The organism is Alcanivorax sp. S6407 (assembly GCF_023016115.1).
Classification (GTDB): Bacteria; Pseudomonadota; Gammaproteobacteria; order Pseudomonadales; family Alcanivoracaceae; genus Alcanivorax.
Window position 1 is genome coordinate 231,143 of record NZ_JALKBH010000003.1, and the last position, 20,406, is coordinate 251,548.

16 protein-coding genes and 1 tRNA gene are annotated in these 20,406 nt (G+C 58.6%); 3 read left to right on the plus strand and 14 right to left on the minus strand.

Features of this window, described 5'->3' with window-relative positions; all coding sequences use genetic code 11:
- Positions 1-1,021: 1,021 nt before the first annotated feature.
- Positions 1,022-2,152: a fatty acid desaturase gene (locus tag MWU49_RS09840; RefSeq protein WP_246971360.1), complete on the minus strand. Its 1,131-nt coding sequence runs from the start codon at positions 2,150-2,152 to the stop codon at positions 1,022-1,024.
- A gap of 472 nt (positions 2,153-2,624) precedes the next feature.
- On the opposite strand from MWU49_RS09840, the gene MWU49_RS09845 reads away from it, so the two are divergent.
- The gene (locus tag MWU49_RS09845) at positions 2,625-3,512 is read left to right on the plus strand and encodes an oxygenase MpaB family protein (RefSeq protein ID WP_246971362.1); all 888 of its coding nucleotides are present in this window, start codon (positions 2,625-2,627) and stop codon (positions 3,510-3,512) included.
- A 204-nt stretch (positions 3,513-3,716) separates the two neighbouring features.
- On the opposite strand, the gene MWU49_RS09850 is transcribed toward MWU49_RS09845, so the two are convergent.
- From MWU49_RS09850 to MWU49_RS09910, 13 genes are all read right to left on the minus strand, one after another.
- Entirely contained in the window at positions 3,717-4,721 is a 1,005-nt protein-coding gene (locus tag MWU49_RS09850; protein WP_246971363.1) for a DUF2914 domain-containing protein, read from the minus strand.
- Between the two features lie 559 nt (positions 4,722-5,280).
- A tRNA-Ser gene (locus tag MWU49_RS09855) sits at positions 5,281-5,370 on the minus strand.
- A gap of 106 nt (positions 5,371-5,476) precedes the next feature.
- Positions 5,477-5,665, minus strand: a complete 189-nt coding sequence (csrA, locus tag MWU49_RS09860; RefSeq protein WP_035229872.1) for a carbon storage regulator CsrA — start codon at positions 5,663-5,665, stop codon at positions 5,477-5,479.
- Positions 5,666-5,930: 265 nt separating this feature from the next.
- Positions 5,931-7,157, minus strand: a complete 1,227-nt coding sequence (locus tag MWU49_RS09865) for an aspartate kinase (protein ID WP_246971373.1) — start codon at positions 7,155-7,157, stop codon at positions 5,931-5,933.
- A gap of 160 nt (positions 7,158-7,317) precedes the next feature.
- Positions 7,318-9,927 (minus strand): alanine--tRNA ligase, encoded by a 2,610-nt coding sequence (gene alaS / locus MWU49_RS09870; RefSeq protein ID WP_246971375.1) that lies wholly within the window; start codon positions 9,925-9,927, stop codon positions 7,318-7,320.
- A 240-nt stretch (positions 9,928-10,167) separates the two neighbouring features.
- Positions 10,168-10,935, minus strand: coding sequence for a sulfite exporter TauE/SafE family protein (locus MWU49_RS09875; protein ID WP_246971377.1), 768 nt, complete (start codon positions 10,933-10,935; stop codon positions 10,168-10,170).
- Positions 10,936-11,172: 237 nt separating this feature from the next.
- A complete protein-coding gene (nadA, locus tag MWU49_RS09880) occupies positions 11,173-12,222 on the minus strand; it encodes a quinolinate synthase NadA (protein WP_246971379.1) in 1,050 nt (349 codons plus the stop codon).
- Between the two features lie 323 nt (positions 12,223-12,545).
- Positions 12,546-13,802, minus strand: a complete 1,257-nt coding sequence (locus MWU49_RS09885; RefSeq protein WP_246971381.1) for a cyclopropane-fatty-acyl-phospholipid synthase family protein — start codon at positions 13,800-13,802, stop codon at positions 12,546-12,548.
- Positions 13,802-14,581 (minus strand): DUF1365 domain-containing protein, encoded by a 780-nt coding sequence (locus MWU49_RS09890; RefSeq protein ID WP_246971383.1) that lies wholly within the window; start codon positions 14,579-14,581, stop codon positions 13,802-13,804. The genes MWU49_RS09885 and MWU49_RS09890 overlap by 1 nt, the downstream gene beginning before the upstream one ends.
- Positions 14,578-15,834 (minus strand): FAD-dependent oxidoreductase, encoded by a 1,257-nt coding sequence (locus tag MWU49_RS09895; protein ID WP_246971392.1) that lies wholly within the window; start codon positions 15,832-15,834, stop codon positions 14,578-14,580. Before MWU49_RS09895 ends, MWU49_RS09890 begins: the two co-directional genes overlap by 4 nt.
- Positions 15,831-17,273 carry a deoxyribodipyrimidine photo-lyase gene (locus MWU49_RS09900; RefSeq protein WP_246971395.1) on the minus strand — a complete coding sequence of 481 codons (1,443 nt, stop codon included), beginning with the start codon at positions 17,271-17,273 and terminating at the stop codon, positions 15,831-15,833. The genes MWU49_RS09895 and MWU49_RS09900 overlap by 4 nt, the downstream gene beginning before the upstream one ends.
- The gene (locus tag MWU49_RS09905; protein WP_246971399.1) at positions 17,273-18,148 is read right to left on the minus strand and encodes a MerR family transcriptional regulator; all 876 of its coding nucleotides are present in this window, start codon (positions 18,146-18,148) and stop codon (positions 17,273-17,275) included. The genes MWU49_RS09900 and MWU49_RS09905 overlap by 1 nt, the downstream gene beginning before the upstream one ends.
- Positions 18,145-19,098, minus strand: coding sequence for a DUF523 and DUF1722 domain-containing protein (locus MWU49_RS09910; protein WP_246971402.1), 954 nt, complete (start codon positions 19,096-19,098; stop codon positions 18,145-18,147). The genes MWU49_RS09905 and MWU49_RS09910 overlap by 4 nt, the downstream gene beginning before the upstream one ends.
- 177 nt (positions 19,099-19,275) lie before the next feature.
- Between MWU49_RS09910 and MWU49_RS09915 the strand changes: the two genes are divergently transcribed.
- Together MWU49_RS09915 and MWU49_RS09920 are read left to right on the plus strand one after the other, a co-directional pair.
- Positions 19,276-19,668 (plus strand): DUF2493 domain-containing protein, encoded by a 393-nt coding sequence (locus MWU49_RS09915; RefSeq protein ID WP_246971404.1) that lies wholly within the window; start codon positions 19,276-19,278, stop codon positions 19,666-19,668.
- A 109-nt stretch (positions 19,669-19,777) separates the two neighbouring features.
- Positions 19,778-20,077 carry a hypothetical protein gene (locus tag MWU49_RS09920; RefSeq protein ID WP_246971414.1) on the plus strand — a complete coding sequence of 100 codons (300 nt, stop codon included), beginning with the start codon at positions 19,778-19,780 and terminating at the stop codon, positions 20,075-20,077.
- The last annotated feature ends 329 nt before the right edge of the window (positions 20,078-20,406 follow it).

Here is a 20,406-nt window from a genome sequence, read left to right on the forward strand (position 1 = left end):
CATCAAATCATTTACCAATCAGTGAGTTACACCACAAGCAGGAATCAGTCTCAACAGACTTTTCTTGCACTTGCGTGTTGAACGGGAATTTTTAATCGGACTTTTCTTGCATCTATTGTTTTGAAAAATCAATTTAACTCAATCACTTACAAAAATATGTAAGCCATATCTTACAGATTCAACTTGCGCGCGGGTGAAAACAGCCACGAGGTATCGCTTGCAGCGGTATGGAGAGAGACGGTATCTACAGCAACCCTTAGCGTTTGCGCGAGAAAAGTACGCCAATGCCATCAGCACGGCATATCCCCGTTAGAGTGAGTCGAGGAACGCAGCCCTGTGACGGCGTAGAGCAAAAAACCTGTCTGAGCGGAGCGTGTCTTTTTTGCGTCCGTCACAGGGTGAGTACCGCAGTGTGCCTGCGGAGCAGGCCGAACGGAGTCGGGGCGCGGGGGAGTCCAGAGGGGTGTCGCGTTACACCCCTTTGGGCCCGTCCGGCGAGGACAAGCACGTGTCATAGTGCGATGACAGATCAGCAGATGCCGGATCACCCAGGTGGGGACCAACATCACCGCTGGTTCGCTCCTCAAGAGGAGCTCCTACAGAAATTCTCACCGTTTGCGCGAAAAAAGATCGCCAATGCCAGCAGCACGGCATATCCCCGTTAGAGTGAGTCGAGGAACGCAGCCCTGTGACGGCGCAGAGCAAAAAACCTGTCTGAGCGGAGCGAGTCTTTTTTGCGTCCGTCACAGGGCGAGTACCGGAGTGTGCCTGCGGAGCAGGCCGAACGGAGTCGGGGTGGCGGGGAGTCCAGAGGGGGAGCCAGTTCCCCCTTTGGGCCCGTCCGGCGAGGACACGCACATGTCAGAGTGCGATGGCATATCAGCAGATGCCGAGTCACTCAAGCGGGAACCACAATCGCAGCAGGTTCGCACCTCCAGAGGTGCTCCTACAGCAACCAGATAGCCTCGTGGAAACAGGGAGGAGCTGCACCTTCGAATTAGCGGTGCAGCTCCAAGCGAGATCAGCCTGCCGCGTTGGCAGTGTTGCCGTTTATGGCTTCGCCATCCTTACTCCACCGATTGGCCCGCCGGAAAGTCTGCAAGTCATTAAACCGCACCCCCGCCTCACGCATCACTTCATGGGCCCGCTTCATGGTCATCTGCCGAACCCAGAAAGGTTCACGCACCACGAAGTGATGAATGCCATGGGTCTTGCCTACGTTGAAGCTGAACAGCTGTAGCGGGAACAGGAACCAGGCATCCAGCACCTGGGTTTCCTGGATCAGGTTGCCGCGCTGCACATCGCCGAAGTAATGCATGTTGCTGCTCAGGAAGTTGAGGCAGAACGTGCGCAGGATATTCGGCGCCACCCAGACCACGATGGCCACGTTGATCCAGCTCATCACCTGCAGGGTGGTAGCAGACCATTGCGGCGCGAACAGTGCGTTGCCGAGATGGAAACCGAGGAACAGGTACCAGGCACTCCAGCTGAGAATACCCAGCGGGAACAGGGCGCCGCCCACGTAACCCACATACCACAGTTTCTGCCGCCAGCCGGGTTGCGCCAGGGTGTGCATGGCGATGGCGAAAGGGAGATCGGCGAGCATGATCAATCGCAGGATGCCCCACTTCTGGCCATTGGTGATGGCGCGCTCTTCGATATCTTCTTCCTGGCCGGAGTTCTGGTGATGGTTCAGGTGTGCCGAGCGGCGCAGCCAGGGGCGCACCGTGGTGGGCCTGGCGATCAGACCCAACGCCAGCATCAGGTGATGGGCCCAGGGCGTTTTGCGAAAGTACATCCAGTGAATCAGGTCGTGTTCCAGTTCGTGGATGACGGCGGCCAGTACCGCATTGATCATCAGTGCCGCCCAGCCGGGCATGACACCCTGCACATAGGCCCAGGCCGTGGCAGCCATGCCCGCGAGGGACAACAGCATGATCAGTGCGCTGATGGCGCTTTCGTATTTGCGTTGCAGGAAGGGATATTTGCCGCGCAGGCGATCGCCCTCTTTCATGATCTCCTGACGCACGTAATGGGCCTGGCGGGCATGTTCAGGGGCATCAGCCCGGTTACTGAATCTGGCCGTGGCGGCCAGCTGGACAGCCTGTGCCGGCTGTTCGTTCACTGCGTTGCTCGACTCGATAGTCGCCATGAAACTTCTCCATGTTTTCACATCTGGGTGAACACGGACACGCAGCAGCCGATGCTGCGAACGCCATCCGGTTCGCGGCAGGGGGAAGTCGGCTTTCTTGTGGCGGCGTACTATCGATGACGGGTTTTCATGGACGCAAGCTAGACATTGTCATCAGGTAGCCAGTATTAATTGCTCGAGCGAGCAGGTTCTGATCGCCCGGGACTTATACCCTTGGCTAATCATTATTTGCATATATGAAGAGATTTCACTGGCAGAAAATTACCGATCCTGACCTTTATGCCAAAAAATGCACTTTGAGGTTTTACCTGTATACCTTTTCGCATTTTATTGTGCTGAAACGTGATCCTGTGCCGCCCTTGAGTGAACAACAATCTTCCATCTGTCACTTGTTTGAACGCTTGTGCCAAGCCCAGAATGAGACATACTCTTTTTTAAGTCTCACTGCGTACAAGGCAGAAGGAGCGCACACATGGCGACTGCATCCAATAACAAAGCCGACCCCCTTGCTCTTGGGCCTGACTCTCTGGCCTGGGTCCATGCCGGTGACAATCTTCAGTTGCTGATGGCAGGCACCACCCTGCTGTTGCAAGTATCACACCCGGTCGTGGGCGCCGGTGTGGGCGATCACTCCGTGTTCAAGAAAGACCCCTGGGGGCGCTTGAAGCGCACCATGGAATGGGGACAGCGCCTGATGTATGGCGGAGAGACCGGCTCGATCCAGGCTGGCAAGGATCTGCGCGAATTGCATCGCGGTATCAAGGGTGCCGACGACAAGGGCCGCAAGTACTTCGCGCTTGACCCGGAAGCCTATGCCTGGGTGCACATGACCACGTACTACAGCATGATCACCACCCAACGCCTGTTCGGCGACAAGCCCTTCACGGCCAGCGAGGAAGCCCAGCTGTTGCAGGAATGGGTGCAGCAGGGACGGGTACTGGGTATTCGTGATCAGGATATGCCCCACTCCGTTCCCGAGTTCTGGGACTACTTCAACAACATGGTGGAAAACCGGCTGGAGAATACCGATACCGCCCGCTATCTGCTGGAGGTGAGCCTGAGCCGGGTGAAAAAACCGCCGCAGTTGTCACTGTTACCTGACTGGCTGTGGAGTCGCATATATCGACAGCTTGGCAAGAGCGCCAAGCTGACCACCTACGCCACCCTGCCGCCGGCCCTGCGCAAGAAGTTCCATGTGCACTGGACCGGCCGTCTGGCCCGCCGTTTTGAACGCAAGCGCCGGGCAATTCGCAACCTGGCCAAACTGGTTCCACCGAAAACACGCTACCTGCCACCGGCCTACCTGGCGGTGACGGGTCAGATTGACCGTTTCCAGCCGGTGATTCGCGAAGCCGCTTAGGATAAAAGAGGGGTTTTACCACAGAGGTACGAGAAACGAGTTTCGAGTTTCGAGTTTCGAAAAGCGAAAACCCTAAAAGTTAAGCAGGTTTGGATTTTCGGAACTCGCTTCTCGCAACTCGTACCTTGTCTCTCGCCTTTTCAGGCATACCCTGACGAGCACAGAGAACTCCTGCAGCAGCGCTGTAGAAAGAGGATCTTTGCGTCAGGCATCAGGCTCAATCACAAACCGCATCACACCGATGATCTGATTGTCTTCGGTGCGCACTTCCACTCGCCAGTGACCCGCCGAGGGTACCGGAATGTGCTTCTTGTGCGACCAGGTGCGGAAGCCGGAGTCACGACCGCCATAGACCTTCAGCGGAATACGGTCTATCAGTTCGCCATTCTGGAACCAGTAGTGGTAAACCTTCTGCCCCAGCCCCAACGGCGCCTTGATGGCCGTGTAGGCATACAACCCGTCCTCAACTTCCGTTGCGCCAAAGACTTCGCCGGTCACCAGTGGCTTGCGTTCTGCACGATTGAACGACAGCGCCATGGCGCGATCCTGCAGGGATAACGTCAGCGGAGGAACCAGGGGTGACAACCAACGGGGCGACAGGGCGATCACCACAGACACAACGACCAGAGCGAGCCAGCGAAACCATTTCCGTGGGCCGCCAAAGCGCCAGAAGCTGGGCAAGGCAAACAGGGCCGTGAGCCAGCCGGCCCAGGTCAGTGCGGTATCGGTTTGCCAGTGAAAAATCAGCGGAAGCAATACCAGCAGGGCAACAAACAAGGCCCAGGCGTGAAATCCGAAATACAGTGCCCGGTGCCGCGCCAGCCAGAAGTAGATCGGATCAATAATGCTCATCAGGGCGGCACTGATCACCAGGGTGGTGAAAAGGATGTATTCCGCTCCGCCTGACCATTGCAACAACACAAACGGCAGGCTGAAAAAGAAAGCCTCCTGATGCACCGCTTGCAGCATCAACTTGAGCAACCCTTGCGAAACCCCTTCCATGGCAGTACCGGCAAAGCGCCGCTGCCACAGCCCTTCGGTCAGCAGCAACAACCAGCTGAGCAGCAGAAACCCGGTCAGCACCGCCGCCAGCCAGGGCTGACGCTCTACAAGAAAATAACTGCCCAGGCCGAGCCCAAAGCTGACCACCGCCCACAGGTGGCGGATGCGGTATAGCGCGTCGGTGAGGGTTTGCAGGGCCAGCGGCAAGGAAGTTCTCCGTTTTCAGATAACGGTTTGAGGGTGGTTAACGGTGCGGGTTCCGAAGCTGGCAGGAATTTTAGGAGGATTTACAAAGACGCGATGTGTCAGAGTTGTTATAGCCGCGATTGCTTGCTCATCTTGTGTGGCTTTTGACTTCTTTGACTTTCCTCATAGCTCGTAACCCATGGCTCCATCGTTCAACAACCGGAATCTCGCACAAGATTCATTTCCGTAGGGCGGAAATCGGCGGAAGCCGATCTCCGCCGCCACACACCCAATGGTGGAGATGGGCCCACGTCCATTTCCACCCTGCGAGGAGGTAAAACCGAAAAAGCATTTTTACCACAGAGAACACCGAGTTCACCGAGGAAACACATCGCCCCTCTGGCGCTGTGCCTGCCTTCTCGCGGTGGAACCACCGCTCCCACAAAAGCAGCCCCGTTACGAGTGGCGATTGCCAGAAGGTGGTTTTCCCGGAGTTGCGTGTTGCATGTTGCGTGCGCCCTGATGCGGCCGGAGCGGGCACAAACAAAAACGCCCCGCAGTGCGGGGCGTTTTCAGAATATGGCGGAGAGGGCGGGATTCGAACCCGCGATACGGTAACCCGTATGGTTCCTTAGCAGGGAACTGGTTTCAGCCACTCACCCACCTCTCCGGAATGCGGTACTACTGGTGTCAGGAAAAATTGCACTCTTTGTTGGCGCTGTTTCCTGACACGCCGCGCATGATAACTACTTTACGGAGAAAATACAGCCCAAAAATCAGGCAGACTCACTGTCTGATGATTTTTCGTGCTGAATACGCTGATAAATCTCTTCCCGGTGTACCGCAACCTCTTTCGGCGCGTTCACACCGATGCGTACCTGGTTACCTTTTACACCCAAAACGGTTACGGTGACTTCGTCACCCACCATCAGGGTCTCTCCGACTCGACGCGTAAGAATAAGCATGATGATCCCTCCTGGGGTCCTTGTTGTCCGTGAGCGCAATCGTACCCGGGGCTAACGGGCTCCGTCTGGTGACGGTTTCCTTGGTCGGGACCATTTGCCCACCCCTCGCACGAGGGCGGAAGTATGCCTGAATCCGATTCTCAAGTCTTGTCAGCGGCTGGGGCAAAACCTACCGGTCGTCGCCCTGATGATACCGCGGACCCCTTCCAAAACCCTTGTTCAAAAGGCTGAAACCTGATGAACAAGGGCCAGGAGGGTTAGCCGATCAGCCTTCCGGCTGATCCAGTTCGAAGGCGGAGTGCAGCGCGCGCACTGCCAGCTCCAGGTACTTCTCGGCGATAACCACAGATACCTTGATTTCAGAGGTGGAGATCATCTCAATGTTGACGCCTTCTTTGGCCAGGGTTTCGAACATCTTGGCAGCCACGCCAGCGTGGGAACGCATGCCGACACCCACCAGGGACACCTTGGCGATCTTGTCGTCACCGATGATCTCCGGGGTACCCAGCTCATCTGAAGCATTGCGCAGGGCTTCCTGGGCGCGGTTGAAGTCGTTGCGGTGTACGGTGAAGGTAAAGTCGGCGGCGCCGTCCTTGCCCACGTTCTGCACGATCATGTCGACTTCAATGTTCTCTGCACTTACCGGACCGAGGATCTTGTAGGCGATGCCCGGAGTGTCCGGGGCGCCACGCACGATGATCTTGGCTTCATCACGGGTAAAGGCAATTCCGGAGATTACCGGCTTTTCCATATCAACCTCGTCGTCGACGGTAATAAGTGTTCCAGGACCATCCTGGAAGCTTGACAGTACACGCAGCGGCACATTGTATTTGCCGGCGAATTCCACGGAGCGGATCTGCAGGACCTTGGAGCCCTGGCTGGCCATCTCCAGCATTTCTTCAAAGGTGATGGTGCTCAGGCGGCGGGCGGTATCGACCACGCGGGGATCGGTGGTGTAAACGCCATCCACATCGGTATAAATCTGACACTCATCTGCTTTCAGGGCTGCAGCCAGTGCCACCGCGGTGGTATCGGAACCGCCACGGCCCAGAGTGGTGATATTGCCTTCGGCATCGACCCCCTGGAAACCAGCCACCACCACCACCCGGCCAGCGTTGAGATCGGCGCGCATTTTCTTGTCGTCGATCTCTTCGATACGGGCTTTGGAGTAGGTGTTGTCGGTGCGCAACGGAATCTGGGAGCCAGTATAGGAGCGCGCTCCCAGTCCCAGTTTCTGCAAAGCCATGGACAGCAGGGAAATGGTGACCTGCTCGCCGGTGGAGACCAGCACATCCATTTCACGGGCCGGGGGGTTGTCGCTGATGCCTTTGGCCAGCTCGATCAGGCGATTGGTTTCACCGCTCATGGCGGAGACCACCACCACGACCTGATCACCCCGTTTATGGAAGCCTGCTACCTTTTCGGCAACGGCTTGAATGCGTTCGACCGTACCCACTGAGGTACCGCCGTATTTCTGCACGATAAGAGCCATATAGTCGCTTTGTCTGCAAAAAAGAGCGCGCAACTATAGCAGAAACGCGCCCGGATTTCATGTTGGGGTGGTGTGGCGGCGCTGGCACGTGGCCATTACCGCCTGACAAAAAACCGCTAAAAATGGCGGAAATGCCCGGCACATCCGCCCTTCAGCCGGCTTATTTACCTGCCACCCAATCCTTCACACTCGCCAGTGCTGCGGGCAGGGCCGCCGGGTTATTACCACCACCCTGAGCCATGTCCGGGCGACCGCCGCCACGACCATCCACCTGCTCCGCCACGTGCTTGAGCAGATCGCCAGCCTTGAAACGATCGGTCAGGTCTTTGGTGACACCGGCCACCAGGGCCACCTTGTCACCTTCCACCGCTGCCAGCAGGATGATTGCCGAACCCAGCTTGTCTTTCAGCTTGTCCATGGTCACCCGCAGGGTCTTGCCGTCGGCACCGTCCACGGAAGTGGCCAGTACCTTCACGCCATTGATCTCCTCGACACCGTCGGAAAGGTCACTGCCGGCACCACTGGCCAGCTTTTGTTTCAGGCGTTCGATCTCTTTTTCCAGCTCGCGCACTTTCTGCGCCTGGTTGCGCACCCGCTCGGCGGCATTGTCCGGGGTGCTTTTCACGGTGGCGGCGATCTCGCTCAGCGCCTGTTCCTGCTTGCGCATGGCCGCCAGGGCGTTCTCGCCGGTCACTGCTTCAATACGGCGTACACCAGCCGCGGCAGACGCTTCCAGGGTGATGCGGAACAGGCCGATATCACCGGTGCGGCCCACATGGGTACCGCCGCACAATTCCTTGGAGAAGCCATCGCTGCCCATGGTCAGCACGCGCACCTGATCATCGTATTTTTCACCGAACAGGGCCATGGCACCGGCTTCCCGGGCCGCGTCGATATCCATCAGGTCGGTGGACACCGCAGTATTGGCCAGGATCTGGCGATTGACGATGGTTTCGATCTGCTCGCGCTGGGCTTCCGTCACGGCTTCGCCGTGGGAGAAATCGAAGCGCAGGTAATCGGCGGCCACCAGGGAGCCTTTCTGCTGCACATGCTCGCCCAGCACCTCGCGCAGGGCGGCGTGCATCAAATGGGTGGCGGAGTGGTTACGCATGATGGCCTTGCGGCGATCCACGTCCACGTAAGCAGCAAACTTGTCGCCCACCTTGAGAGCACCGCTCTCCACCTTGCCCATATGAATGTGGGCAGACTGGCGCTTGCGGGTATCCGCCACGGCAAAGCGGTTTTCCGCTTTTACCAGGAAGCCGGTATCCCCTACCTGGCCACCAGACTCGGCGTAGAACGGGGTGCTGGCCAGCACGACCATGCCTTCTTCGCCAGCGGCCAGGTTCTCCACGGCTTCGCCGTCACGGTACAGACCCACGACTTCTGCTTCGTCGGCCAGTTTTTCATAACCGGAGAAATCGGTGACAGATTCGATATTGAGGCGGTCGCTATAGTCGTTGGCAAAGCTGCCGGCACCACGGGCACGCTCACGCTGGGCTTCCATGGCCTTCTCGAAACCGGCCATGTCCACCTCAAGATCCCGCTCACGGGCCACATCGGCGGTGAGATCCGGCGGGAAGCCGTGGGTGTCGTAAAGGGTGAACAGCACATCACCGGACAGCACCTTGCCGTCCATGTCTTCGATGGCGCTTTCCAGCACTTTCATGCCGGCAGCCAGAGTGCGGCCAAACTGCTCTTCTTCCGCCAGCAGCGCTTTCTCGATACGGGCCTGCTCACGAACCAGCTCCGGATAGGCTTCGCCCATCTGTTCTACCAGTGCGGCCACCAGGGTGGAGAAGAACGGCTTGTCCTGGCCCAGCTTGTGACCATGGCGCAGGGCACGGCGGATAATGCGGCGCAGCACATAGCCACGACCTTCATTGGACGGGATCACCCCATCACAGATCAGGAAGCTGGAGGAGCGGATGTGATCGGCGATCACGCGCAGGGACTTATTTTCAAGGTATTGGTCTTCCAGATCCTTGCTGCCAACAGCCTTGGCCGCCGCCTTCAGCAGCGCCTGAAACAGGTCGATTTCGTAGTTGGAGTGCACGCCCTGCAGTACCGCCGCAATACGCTCCAGGCCCATGCCAGTATCCACGCTGGGCTTGGGTAGCGGCTTGAGCTCGCCGTCTTCCTGACGATCAAACTGCATGAACACCAGGTTCCAGATCTCGATGTAGCGATCCAGATCGTCGTTCTCGGAACCCGGAGGACCACCGGGCACGTCGGCACCGTGGTCATAGAAAATCTCGGAACAGGGGCCACAGGGACCGGTGTCCCCCATCTGCCAGAAGTTGTCTTCATCGAGACGGGAGAAGCGCTCGGCGCTGACACCCATTTCCTTCAGCCAGATATCCGCTGCCTCGTCATCGGACACATGCACCGTCACCCACAGGCGCTCTTCCGGCAGCCCCAGGGTGCCGGTGAGGAATTCCCAGGCGAACTTGATGGCTTCGCGCTTGAAGTAGTCACCAAAGCTGAAGTTACCCAGCATTTCGAAGAAGGTATGATGGCGAGCCGTGTAACCCACGTTTTCCAGATCATTGTGCTTGCCGCCCGCACGCACACAGCGCTGGGAGCTGGTTGCACGGGTGTAATCCCGGCTTTCCCGGCCCAGGAACACGTCCTTGAACTGGTTCATCCCGGCGTTAGTAAACAGCAGGGTGGGATCATCGTGGGGCACCAGCGAGGAGGACGGCACCTTGGTGTGTCCCTGGCTGGCGAAATAGTCCAGAAAGGCCTGGCGAAGTTCAGCACTATTCATAGGAAAAACGGTTTCTTGGCTGGCTATCGGAAAGCGCCGAGTATAGCGCCCATGGGGCGCGGTTGCGATGGGAAGAAGCTAGCTACAAGCTACAAGCTGCAAGCTACAACACGGAATTGCTTTCCAGGAAACGGACAGTCTCTGCCCGCGCACAGATCCCGGTGCCGGAAACGCGGCATCCAAGACCGGAAACAGGCACTTTCCCGGCCCGCGTTGCAGCTTGTAGCTTGAAGCTTGTCACTAGCCCTTGATCGCCGCTGCCAGACACACTGTCAGCACCATCGCCAGCAATATCCGCTTGAGAACAGTGGGCGAGACCCGGTGGGCGAAGCCGACGCCCAGGCGGACGCCGACCAGAGTGCCGGCGGCGACCAGCAGGCCGGGGAGCCAGGCGACCTGGTCGCGCCACATGAAGATGCCCAGGGCGAGCACGGTGAAACTGCCGGTAATAGCCAGCTTCAGGGCGTTACCCCGCAACAGGTCATAACGCATCTGCCCCACCAGCACAGCAATCAGGACAAACCCTACCCCGGCCTGCACGAAACCACCGTAGACACCGGCAAAGAACAACCCGGTCCAGGCCGGCAGGGAATCGTTGGGCACCAGCGGGGTTTCCTCCGGGCCCGGCGTCATCTGGTTGGGCTTGAGCACCATGATCAGGGCCACCACCACCAGGGTGGTGAGCAGCACCGGCTTGAGGATCGCCTCCGGCAGATAGGCCGCCGCCAGGGCGCCCACCAGCGTCCCCAGCAGACAGGGCACCAGAATCGCGGGCAACGGCGCAAACGGCATGGTGCCGCGCTTGTTGAATTGCCGCACTGCCTCAATGCTCTGGATCAACACCCCCACCCGCATGGTGCCATTGGCCAGCGCGGCGCTCATGCCAGTGAGCATCAGCAAAGGCAGGATCAGCAGCCCCCCGCCCCCGGCAAGCGTATTGATAAAGCCGGCAAGTACGCCCGCGCCCAGCAAGGCGGCGGCGAGCCAGGGGTCGGAAAGGTATTCCATGGGGGAGCTCGATCAGGACTGAACGGGAATCATGGAGGAGCAAGCTGCAAGCTTCAAGCTACAACGCGAAGATGGCCTGGCAGTGAAATGAAACGCCTTTCCTCGCGCTCAACCCTAAATTGAAACGCGGCAAACGTCCTTCCCGATAGCAATCACCTTTCTCGCGTTGCAGCTTGTAGCTTGTTATGGCGGAGAGGGCAGAACCCTTTCCGCCCTACACAGAGGTTGGGGAAGGCGTCAGGCCTTCAGGGACTTGCCGAAATCCAGCATGCGGTTGAGCGGGATCATGGCTTTTTCGGCAAGGGCCGGATCGACGAAGATTTCCTGGCCGTTGCCGTCCGCGCTTTCCAGCACATCGACCATGTTCTGCAGGCCGTTCATGGCCATCCACGGGCAGTGCGCGCAGCTGCGGCAGGTGGCGCCGGAGCCGGCAGTGGGCGCTTCCAGGAAGGTCTTTTCCGGGGCCAGCTGCTGCATCTTGTAGAAGATGCCCTTGTCAGTGGCCACGATGAAGGTGTCGTTGTTCATGTCGCAGGCCGCCTTGATCAGCTGCGAGGTGGAGCCCACCACGTCAGCGATTTCGACCACCGAGGCCGGGGATTCCGGGTGCACCAGTACGGCGGCATTCGGGTAGGCCTTCTTGAGATCCAGCAGGCCCTGGGCCTTGAACTCCTCGTGAACGATGCAGGCACCATCCCAGCACAGTACGTCGGCGCCGGCCTTGTCACGCACATAGCTGCCAAGATGCTTGTCCGGAGCCCAGAGGATCTTCTCGCCGTTGTGGTCCAGATGCTCGATCAGTTCCACCGCGATGGACGACGTCACCACCCAGTCGGCGCGGGCTTTCACTGCCGCAGAGGTATTGGCGTATACCACCACGGTGCGGTCAGGGTGCTGGTCGCAGAAATCAGAGAATTCCTGCTCGGGACAGCCGATATCCAGGGAACAGGTAGCCTCCAGCGTGGGCATGAAAACGCGCTTTTCCGGGCTGAGGATCTTGGCGGTTTCGCCCATGAACTTCACCCCGGCCACGATCAGGGTGGAGGCCGGGTGTTCCTTGCCGAAACGGGCCATTTCCAGGGAGTCGGACACGCAACCCCCAGTTTCTTCGGCCAGCGACTGGATTTCCGGATCGGTGTAGTAATGGGCTACCAGCACAGCGTCACGTTCACGTAACAAAGTCTTGATACGTTCACGGTAGGCCAGTCGCTGCTCTTCAGTCAGCGAATCATCCTGCACCACCTTTGCCAGGTGGGCCTGTACCAGCGCTTGTGCTTCTGCCGTCATTGCGTTCACCGCCAGAAAATATCGATGGATATCAATCGGTTACCGCCAAACCAGAGAGATTGGCGAAAAATAAGGCGGGCATAATACCACAACCCGTGGAAATTCGGGCTGACAGCGGGTCTGAGCACCCGCCTCTCTCCCAAACCTGCGCCTGATAGCCACCATTTTCAATGGGTAGAATGTCCGACCCGAGACGCCGCACGTACTTTCAGCCTGCCCCCTGTGGGAGCGTGCCTGCACGCGAAGGGGTAGGTGTTGTGTTTCGCTTCGCCGGACAGGGTGGGTTCTCCTTTCCAGGAAGCGAAACACTGCAGATGCGCGCTTCAGAGCGCGCCAGGACGCCAGCTCGGCCCGTTAGCCACGATATGGACAGTACTGATCGCTCGCTCCAGGAAAGCCCCTTCGCAATAGCACAGGTAGTAATCCCACATACGAATGAAGCGCTCATCGAATCCCAGCTCGCGGATGCGGGGCAGCTCCGCCAGGAAACGCTCACGCCAGTGATGCAGGGTACGGGCATAGTCATGGCCGATGTCATACAGCTCTGTGGCCACCAGATCGGTGTGGCGAGTGAAGTGATCGGTCATCACCGATACGCTGGGCAGGAAGCCGCCGGGGAAGATATAGCGCTTGATGAAATCCACCTGCTTGCGAGCATAGTCGTAACGCTGGTCCGGCACGGTAATGGCCTGCAGTAACAATTTGCCTTCCGGCTTCAGTCTTTCCCCCAGTACCTTGAAGTAGCCCGGGAGGAATTCTGCCCCCACGGCTTCAATCATCTCGATGGAAACGACCCGGTCGTAACGGCCATCCAGCTCACGATAATCCTTTTCCAGAATGGTGATACGCTCTTCCAGCCCGGCGACTTTCACCGCCTCTCTGGCATAGCGGGCCTGTTCACGGGAGATGGTGGTGGTGGTCACATTGACCCCATAATGTTTTGCCGCATGAATCGCCAGGCCACCCCAGCCAGTGCCGATTTCCAGCACTTCCATACCCGGCTTCAGTTCCAGCCGTTGGCAGACCAGATCCAGTTTGTGTTCTGCTGCTTCCTCCAACCCGGCATCCGGTCGCGGATAAACCGCACTGGAATACATCATCGAGCGATCCAGGAACAGGGCGAAGAAGTCGTTGCCCAGATCATAATGAGCGGCGATGTTGCGACGGGAACCCTGCAGGGAATTGCGATTGTGACGATGCAGCAGTTTCAGGGCCGGCTTGGAAATTTTTGCCAGCCCACCTTCCAGCGTGCGCATGGCCTGAATGTTGGCTGCGAAGTAGCGAATCACTGCCACCAGATCCGGACTGTCCCAGCCGCCCTCCATGTAGGCTTCGGCAGCACCCAGAGCACCACCACTCATCATCATCGAATAGGTGCGCCAGTCACGCAGCAAGATGACTCCGGCTTCGTCATGTCCACCCAGACGAATCACATTGCCATCCGGCTCCTCGATACGCAGGGCACCATGGGGAAGTGCTGCAAGTTGTTTGAGCACCAGTCGGCGCGCTACACCAGTCAGGCCACTGACCTGATCGCTGACGGCAACCGAATTGTTGGACGCGCTTTCACCAGACTGCATTACCCTCTCCTCTCGCTTTCTTGCTGAACACTGTCATGCCGTTGCGGGTGACGATAAAAGCGGGCGCCCTTTCGCCAGAGTTTGAACGCCTGCCAGTAGATTCCCTTGAGTGTGGCAAAGCCTCTCGCGCCCATCCTTATAGTGACATTACGCATGAGCGCCTTTTCCGGATGCATTAAAGTCAGATTGAGCCCCGCGGCGAACACCACTTCATCATCATTTTTATCTTTCAACACTAGGCGCAAGTCGGGAAAGGCAACGTGAAGGCGCCAGTGGTAACGCAGTGCCATGGGCAGAAATGGTGAGACATGAAAGGTCTTTTCATGGTCCACCGCCAGCGCCCCATAGTCATCCTGTGTCAGCGGCAGCGCATAGAAATGTTTTTCTTTCCACGGCGTGTTCTGCACTTCCGCCAACATGCTATCGGGCTGCTCCGCGCCTTCCGGGAAGTGCAGATACAGCACCAGCGGATTGAACAGGGTGCCGAAGGTGCGCCATTGGCCAAGCATGCACACCCTGCCCTGTTGCCAGTCAAGGCCAGCCTCGGCGGCCTGGTGCCGGACCTTGTCGATTAAGGGCGTATCACTGCCATCGACAAAATCCCGGTCGCGAAACACCACCGGGCGCCAGGCCCGACCCCACCAGGGGGATGACGCCAACAGATCTGGAATCTGATCCAGATCGCACCACACCAGCCACAGGGGGTAATCAAAATGGTGAGTGAAAGGCACATTACGCTGGTGCCATACCCGCCCCGTGGCCACCGCCTGGCCTATCATGCCGCCATCCTCTTTTTGCCAAGCACTGCCACCACCTTGAGTGCAGACACGACACCGTCCTCATGGAAGCCATTGCGACACCAGGCACCGGCATACCAGGTACGGTTACTGCCATTACCTGCCAGCAGGGTCTCCCGGGCCGCTTCTGTGTCCGGCGTAAACAGGGGGTGCGCAAAGTGCCGTCGTTCAATCACTTTGGCAGGATCAATTCTGTCAGTCGCATTAAGGGTGACGCAGAACGTTTCCGGCGCCTCAATGCCTTGCAGAATATTCATGTTGTAGGTGACCTGGATACGATCGGTATCCTGCTTCATGAGCATGGCATTCCAACTGGACCAGACCCGCTCACGCCTGGGCAGCAAGCGGGTATCGGTATGCAGCACCACCTCGTTGTCCTGATAGCCGAGCTGCGAGAGACAGGAATTTTCCCGCGCATCCGGGTCCTGCAGCATAGGCAGCACCTGATCGCTATGGCAGGCAAAGATGACCTGGTCAAATTCCCGCGCCTCGCCGTTGGCAACCACGGTCACATGGCTGGCATGGCGGGTTACGGATTGCACAGGTGTAGACACATGGAAGGTCGCAGGGCAACGCTCCACCAGTGGTGATACGTATTTATTGGAGCCGCCGGGCACCACAAACCATTGCGGCCGGTTGGTCAGCGACAGCAAGCCATGATGATCGAAGAAGCGGATAAAGAACCGCGCCGGGAATGCTTCCATCTGCGCCAGTGAGCAAGACCAGATCGCCCCGCCCATGGCAAGCACATAGTCCCGACGGAACCGGTCGCTGTAGCCATGCCGGGTCAGGTATTCACCCAGCGGCATGTCCCCTTCCGGATCGTCCAGCAGTGCAGTGGCTTCCTTGTTGAAGCGAAGGATCTCACGCACGAATCGCCAGTGGGCCGGACTGACCCAGTCACGTTTGCGGGCAAACACGCCGCCCAGCCCATCACCACAGTATTCCAGCCCATTACGCTGGTCACTCACTGCAAATCCCATAGAGGTGGGCTGCCCGGCGAGGCCGAGTTCATCCAGCAACTTCAGGTAATTGGGGTAGGTCCGGTCGTTGAAAACAATAAATCCCATGTCGATAGCATAGCGACCATGGTCCCGCTCTACCGGCACCGTGCAGGTATGGCCACCGAGGTAATCGCCCGCCTCGAACACTTCCACCTCATGCTCCTGCGCCAGATACCAGGCTGCGGTCAAACCGCTGATCCCGGCACCGACAATGGCAATGCGCTGCTTCATGCGTCTACCCCCTGTAGTTGATCATAAGCCTGTTTCACGCCTTTGAAAGACTCCGTTACCCGCTCACGCACTCCCGCATGGGGCACGATGGGCGCAGGATAGTCCGGCACCAGCAAGGGCTGCTTCCAGGGTTCGTGAATGGTCTTGTTATCCATTGCTTTCAGCTCCGGCACCCAATGGGCAATGAATTTACCCTCGGCATCAAAACGCTGGCTTTGTCGAATCGGGTTGAACACCCGGAAATACGGCACCGCATCGGTCCCTGTAGAAGCACTCCATTGCCAGCCGCCATTGTTGGCAGCAAAGTCGCCATCAATGAGGTGCTGCATAAAAAAGTCCTCGCCGCGACGCCAGTCCTGCCACAGGTGCTTGCTCAGGAACATGGCAGTGACCATGCGCAGCCGGTTGTGCATCCAGCCGGTGGCCACCAGTTGCCGCATGGCGGCATCCACCAGCGGATAGCCCGTGCGTCCCTCGCACCAGGCCTGGAAAAGCGAGTCATCGTTATCCCACTCCAGCAAATCCGTTTCCGGGCGGAAGGCCCTGCCCCAACTGAGACGCGGATACTGGGCCATGATCTGACGGTAGAAATCCCGCCACGCCAGTTCACCGATCCAGCAGGCGGCACCATCCCGGGCGCCGGCATCGGCCATGACCTGACGGGCCGCATGAAAACAGCTTGCCGGGGACAGCGTGCCCGCCGACAGCGCCGTGGACAGGCTGCTGGTGGCCGGCAGCGAAGGGTAATCCCGGTGCTTGCGGTAACCGCCCAGATAGCGACTGACGAATTGCTCCAGCTGACGGGCCGCTGCCTGTTCACCCGGCTGCCACAGCTGGGTCAACGAGGCATCCACATCCAGTTTGTCGATGGCATCCTCCACCGCCACCTTGCCGACGAATGCCACCGGCTTCGACACCTGGCCGTCCGGCAGGGAAGGCAGCGCAAAGTGCTGTTCCAGCCATACATCCCAGCGTTTCTTGTAAGCACTGAATACTGTGTAAGGAGTCCCCTTGCCGGTTCGCAAGGTGGTTGGCGGCACCAACACACTGTCGTCGAAACCACGGATGCTCACGCCTTGCTGTTTCAGTTGCAGGGCTACGGCTTCATCCCGTCGCCGCTCATTGAGCGGATATTCCCGGGTACAGAACACCTGCTGGATGCCCTGCTCCCTGACCAGGCTGCCAAGCATTCCCGGTACCCGGGAAAAATCACCAGCATCAAGTACATGCAGGGGAATGCCACGCTGTGCCAGCTGCTCGCCCAGCTCGGCCAGACTGTGCAGTACATACCAGCGACGCAAAGGCGCGACGCCATGCTCGTCCCATTGCCCATCACAAAGAAAATACACCGCCATGACCGGGCCCTGTGCCTGCAGGGCTTCCTGCAGCGCACGGTGCGCATGAACACGCAGGTCGTTGCGGTACCAGACCAGATTCATCAGAGTGACTCCAGGTTGTATTGCTGCAATGCCTCAGCCACATCCTCGCGGCTTCCCTCGAGCACTGTCAGGCCAGCGGCATCACCCGCCAGTTGCCTAGCCAGCGGGCCCCAGATACACGCCCTGAACGGCGCAGTATCCGCTGGTAGCCAGCGGGCACGCTGTGCTGCCCCCGGGAGAGCATCCGCAATCCAGATAACCCCGAAGGATGGAGTGGCCACAAAGCATTGGCGCAGAGCCTCGTAATCCATCGGCTGATCCACACACCACAGCGGCGCGTTGATCACCATGGCCAGCTCCAGTGCAGCCAACGGATCCCCCAGCGGCACCAGCATCCAGCCGCTACGCTTTCGGCCCGGCGACAAGGACAATGCCTTGCCCGACCACTTTTGCATCAACAGGCTGTGCAACAGAGACGCCTGCAATGACAGAGAAGAAGACAGGGACAATTGCTCGCGCAGCGGGTCGGAAAATTCGGCGATGACGCGAGCATGGCCGTAGTCGGCGATCAGCCCGTTAAGTTGCTGCTCCAGTCGACGAAGGTTGAGACTTTCCAGTGCTTCCAGGGCCTTTTCACGGGCTTGCTGCCATACCGGTTCGGGCGTCAGCTCATCACCGGCCGAGGCGGAATCCAGCAAGGCCTGTACCTGACGAATTGGCACTCCCTTTTCCAGCCACTGCACCACGGCCTGTACCCGCGCCAGCTGCGCTTCTGAATAACGACGATGCCCTTTGGCGGTTCGCGACGGCTTGAGCAGCCCATAACGCCGTTCCCAGGCACGCAGGGTCACCGGGTTCACCCCGCAGCGCTCGCTCACCGCCTGAATGCTGTAACCGCATTCATCGGCTGCCAGCGTATCTGTCGCTTCACTCACACGCGATTCCTCAATCCCAGCGAATCGGGATAGGGGTTCAGGTAGCGTTGCGCCTGCAGATAGGGCTGATCCACCTTGCGCAGAGCGCCGCGCAGTAGCGTCATGGGCACGATGAGTGGGACATCCTCGCGCAGGTAGGCATCAATCTGCTCATTGATCAGGGTGCGATCCGCCTGACTGAGACCCTCGCGCAGGAAACCCGCCAGATGCTGCAGAGTATTGACGTGGGCACCACGGGACACACGCTTCTTCATGGCCTCCATGACCGCAGTGATGTAATCACTGGCAATCTCTTCGAGAGGACGCGTCTTGAGGTTGCTGAGCATCGGCCCCAACTGCCGATAGGTACGCTGACAATGGGCCAGCAACTGGAACTTGTGGCGACTGTGAAAATCAATCAGCCGTTGTGGCGTCAGACCGGCATTCACCAGCTGACACCAATCATCGTAGAGGAACACCCGCTCGATAAAGTTTTCTCGCAAGGTGTCATCATTCAGGCGACCAGCCTCTTCCAGCGGCATCAGCGGGAAATGTCGCTTGAGCCCGGCGGCGAACAGACCATCGGCATCGCGATTGAGCAATTCGCCATCTTCGCGGTAAAGCTTGACCCGTTCCATCCCGCAGCTCGGTGATTTGGCCATCAGGATAAAGCCGCGCAGGCCAGCCAATCCCGGCAGGGTTCTCTCCACGAAGTCGCTCATCAGATCGGTGTGATCACGCAAACCATCACTGGTGACCATGCGTACCTGGTCGTCCCGTTCAACGAGACGTAGCGACTTGCGGGGGGTACTCAGCCCGGAGCCCATTTCAGGACACAGCGAACGGAAAGAAAAATGATTCGCCAGCACCCCGGTACAGTAGCGGGAATGCTTGTGGCCACCATCATGACGGACTTCCATGCCCAACAGGCAGGCACTGATACCAACCGGAATCTTCTCTGCTGAATCCATGACACCGACACCTGTACAGAAAAATTAAGTTGTACAAGTTTAGTCTGCTCCTCTGTCAACGGGCCGTGAAGCTGCATTCACTCCCTTTTCGGCACTGTTATCTTGGGCTATCACAGAGGTGCAACATACTGCACATAGGCTTATACTTATCCGTGGACTGATCATATGGACAGTGTCATGCGAGTACTTGTGTGTGGCGGAAGGGATTACCGCAACGATGAATGCATCACCGACAGTCTGGAAAGACTGCGTCGGGCAGGCCTCATCAGCCTGCTGATTCACGGTGACGCCAGTGGCGCAGACCGGCTGGCCAGCCAGTGGGCGCGAGAATCTGGCATGGATCAAGTGAGTTACCCGGCCAACTGGAAGGCCCACGGCAGGGCCGCCGGGCCCATGCGTAACCGGCGCATGCTGCACCACGGTCGGCCCCAGGCATTGGTGGCCTTTCCCGGCGGGCGCGGTACTGCCGATATGGTAGAGCTGGCCCGGCAGGCCGGCCTGCCAGTGTGGCAACCGGAACGGGAGCAGGAGCTGCCGCCGTTCACAGCCACCACCGCGGCTACCCGCTAAAAGGACAAGTCGCTATTCAACTTTTGGTGGATTGTCAGTCCGGTGATCACATGTGAAGATGATTCACCCTGCAATCACCACCCCAGTCCGGCCCGCCAAGGAGAGCCCCATGGAAAATGGCCAACTGCTCCGCAATCTTGTCCCGATCTACCCTCACCATGCCCGCCAGAACAGCGAAAGCCACTTTCTGGGCTACCTGCTTTACAGCCAGCAGAAGCACGCCTATCTGGTCGCCAGCAAGAAACTGGACCCTGCCCAGAAGAACAACTGGGTGTCCTATGCTGGCGCAGCGCATCGCTTTGACACCAAGGTCATGGCGCAAACAGCCCAGAAGCTGGTCAAAAAGGCGTCGGACATCAGGGAACTGTACGAGAAGGATGGCAAGCTGGTGATCCGCAAAGCGGTATGAAGAACGCTGCACGCAACACGCACCACGCTCCATGCAACTAAAGGCCCCGTCACCGCAACGCTGACACCGCGCAGCTCCATCTGAACGGATTACCAGAACGCAGGAAAGGCAATTTCGCGTGCAAGTACGCCCCACATACCAGAGCCAGGCTGTTAGGCTGTTTTTGCGTGCCGCGTGTTGCGTGTTGCGGCCGCGGAGCGGCATAAAAAAAGGTTCATCGCGGATTAGCGGGAACGAATGAGGTGGCGGCGAGTGATCCGAGTTAAGTTGTTTGTGCGACCAAGCAACCAGACAAGGACACCGCCGCCATGCTCGATGCTACGATCCCC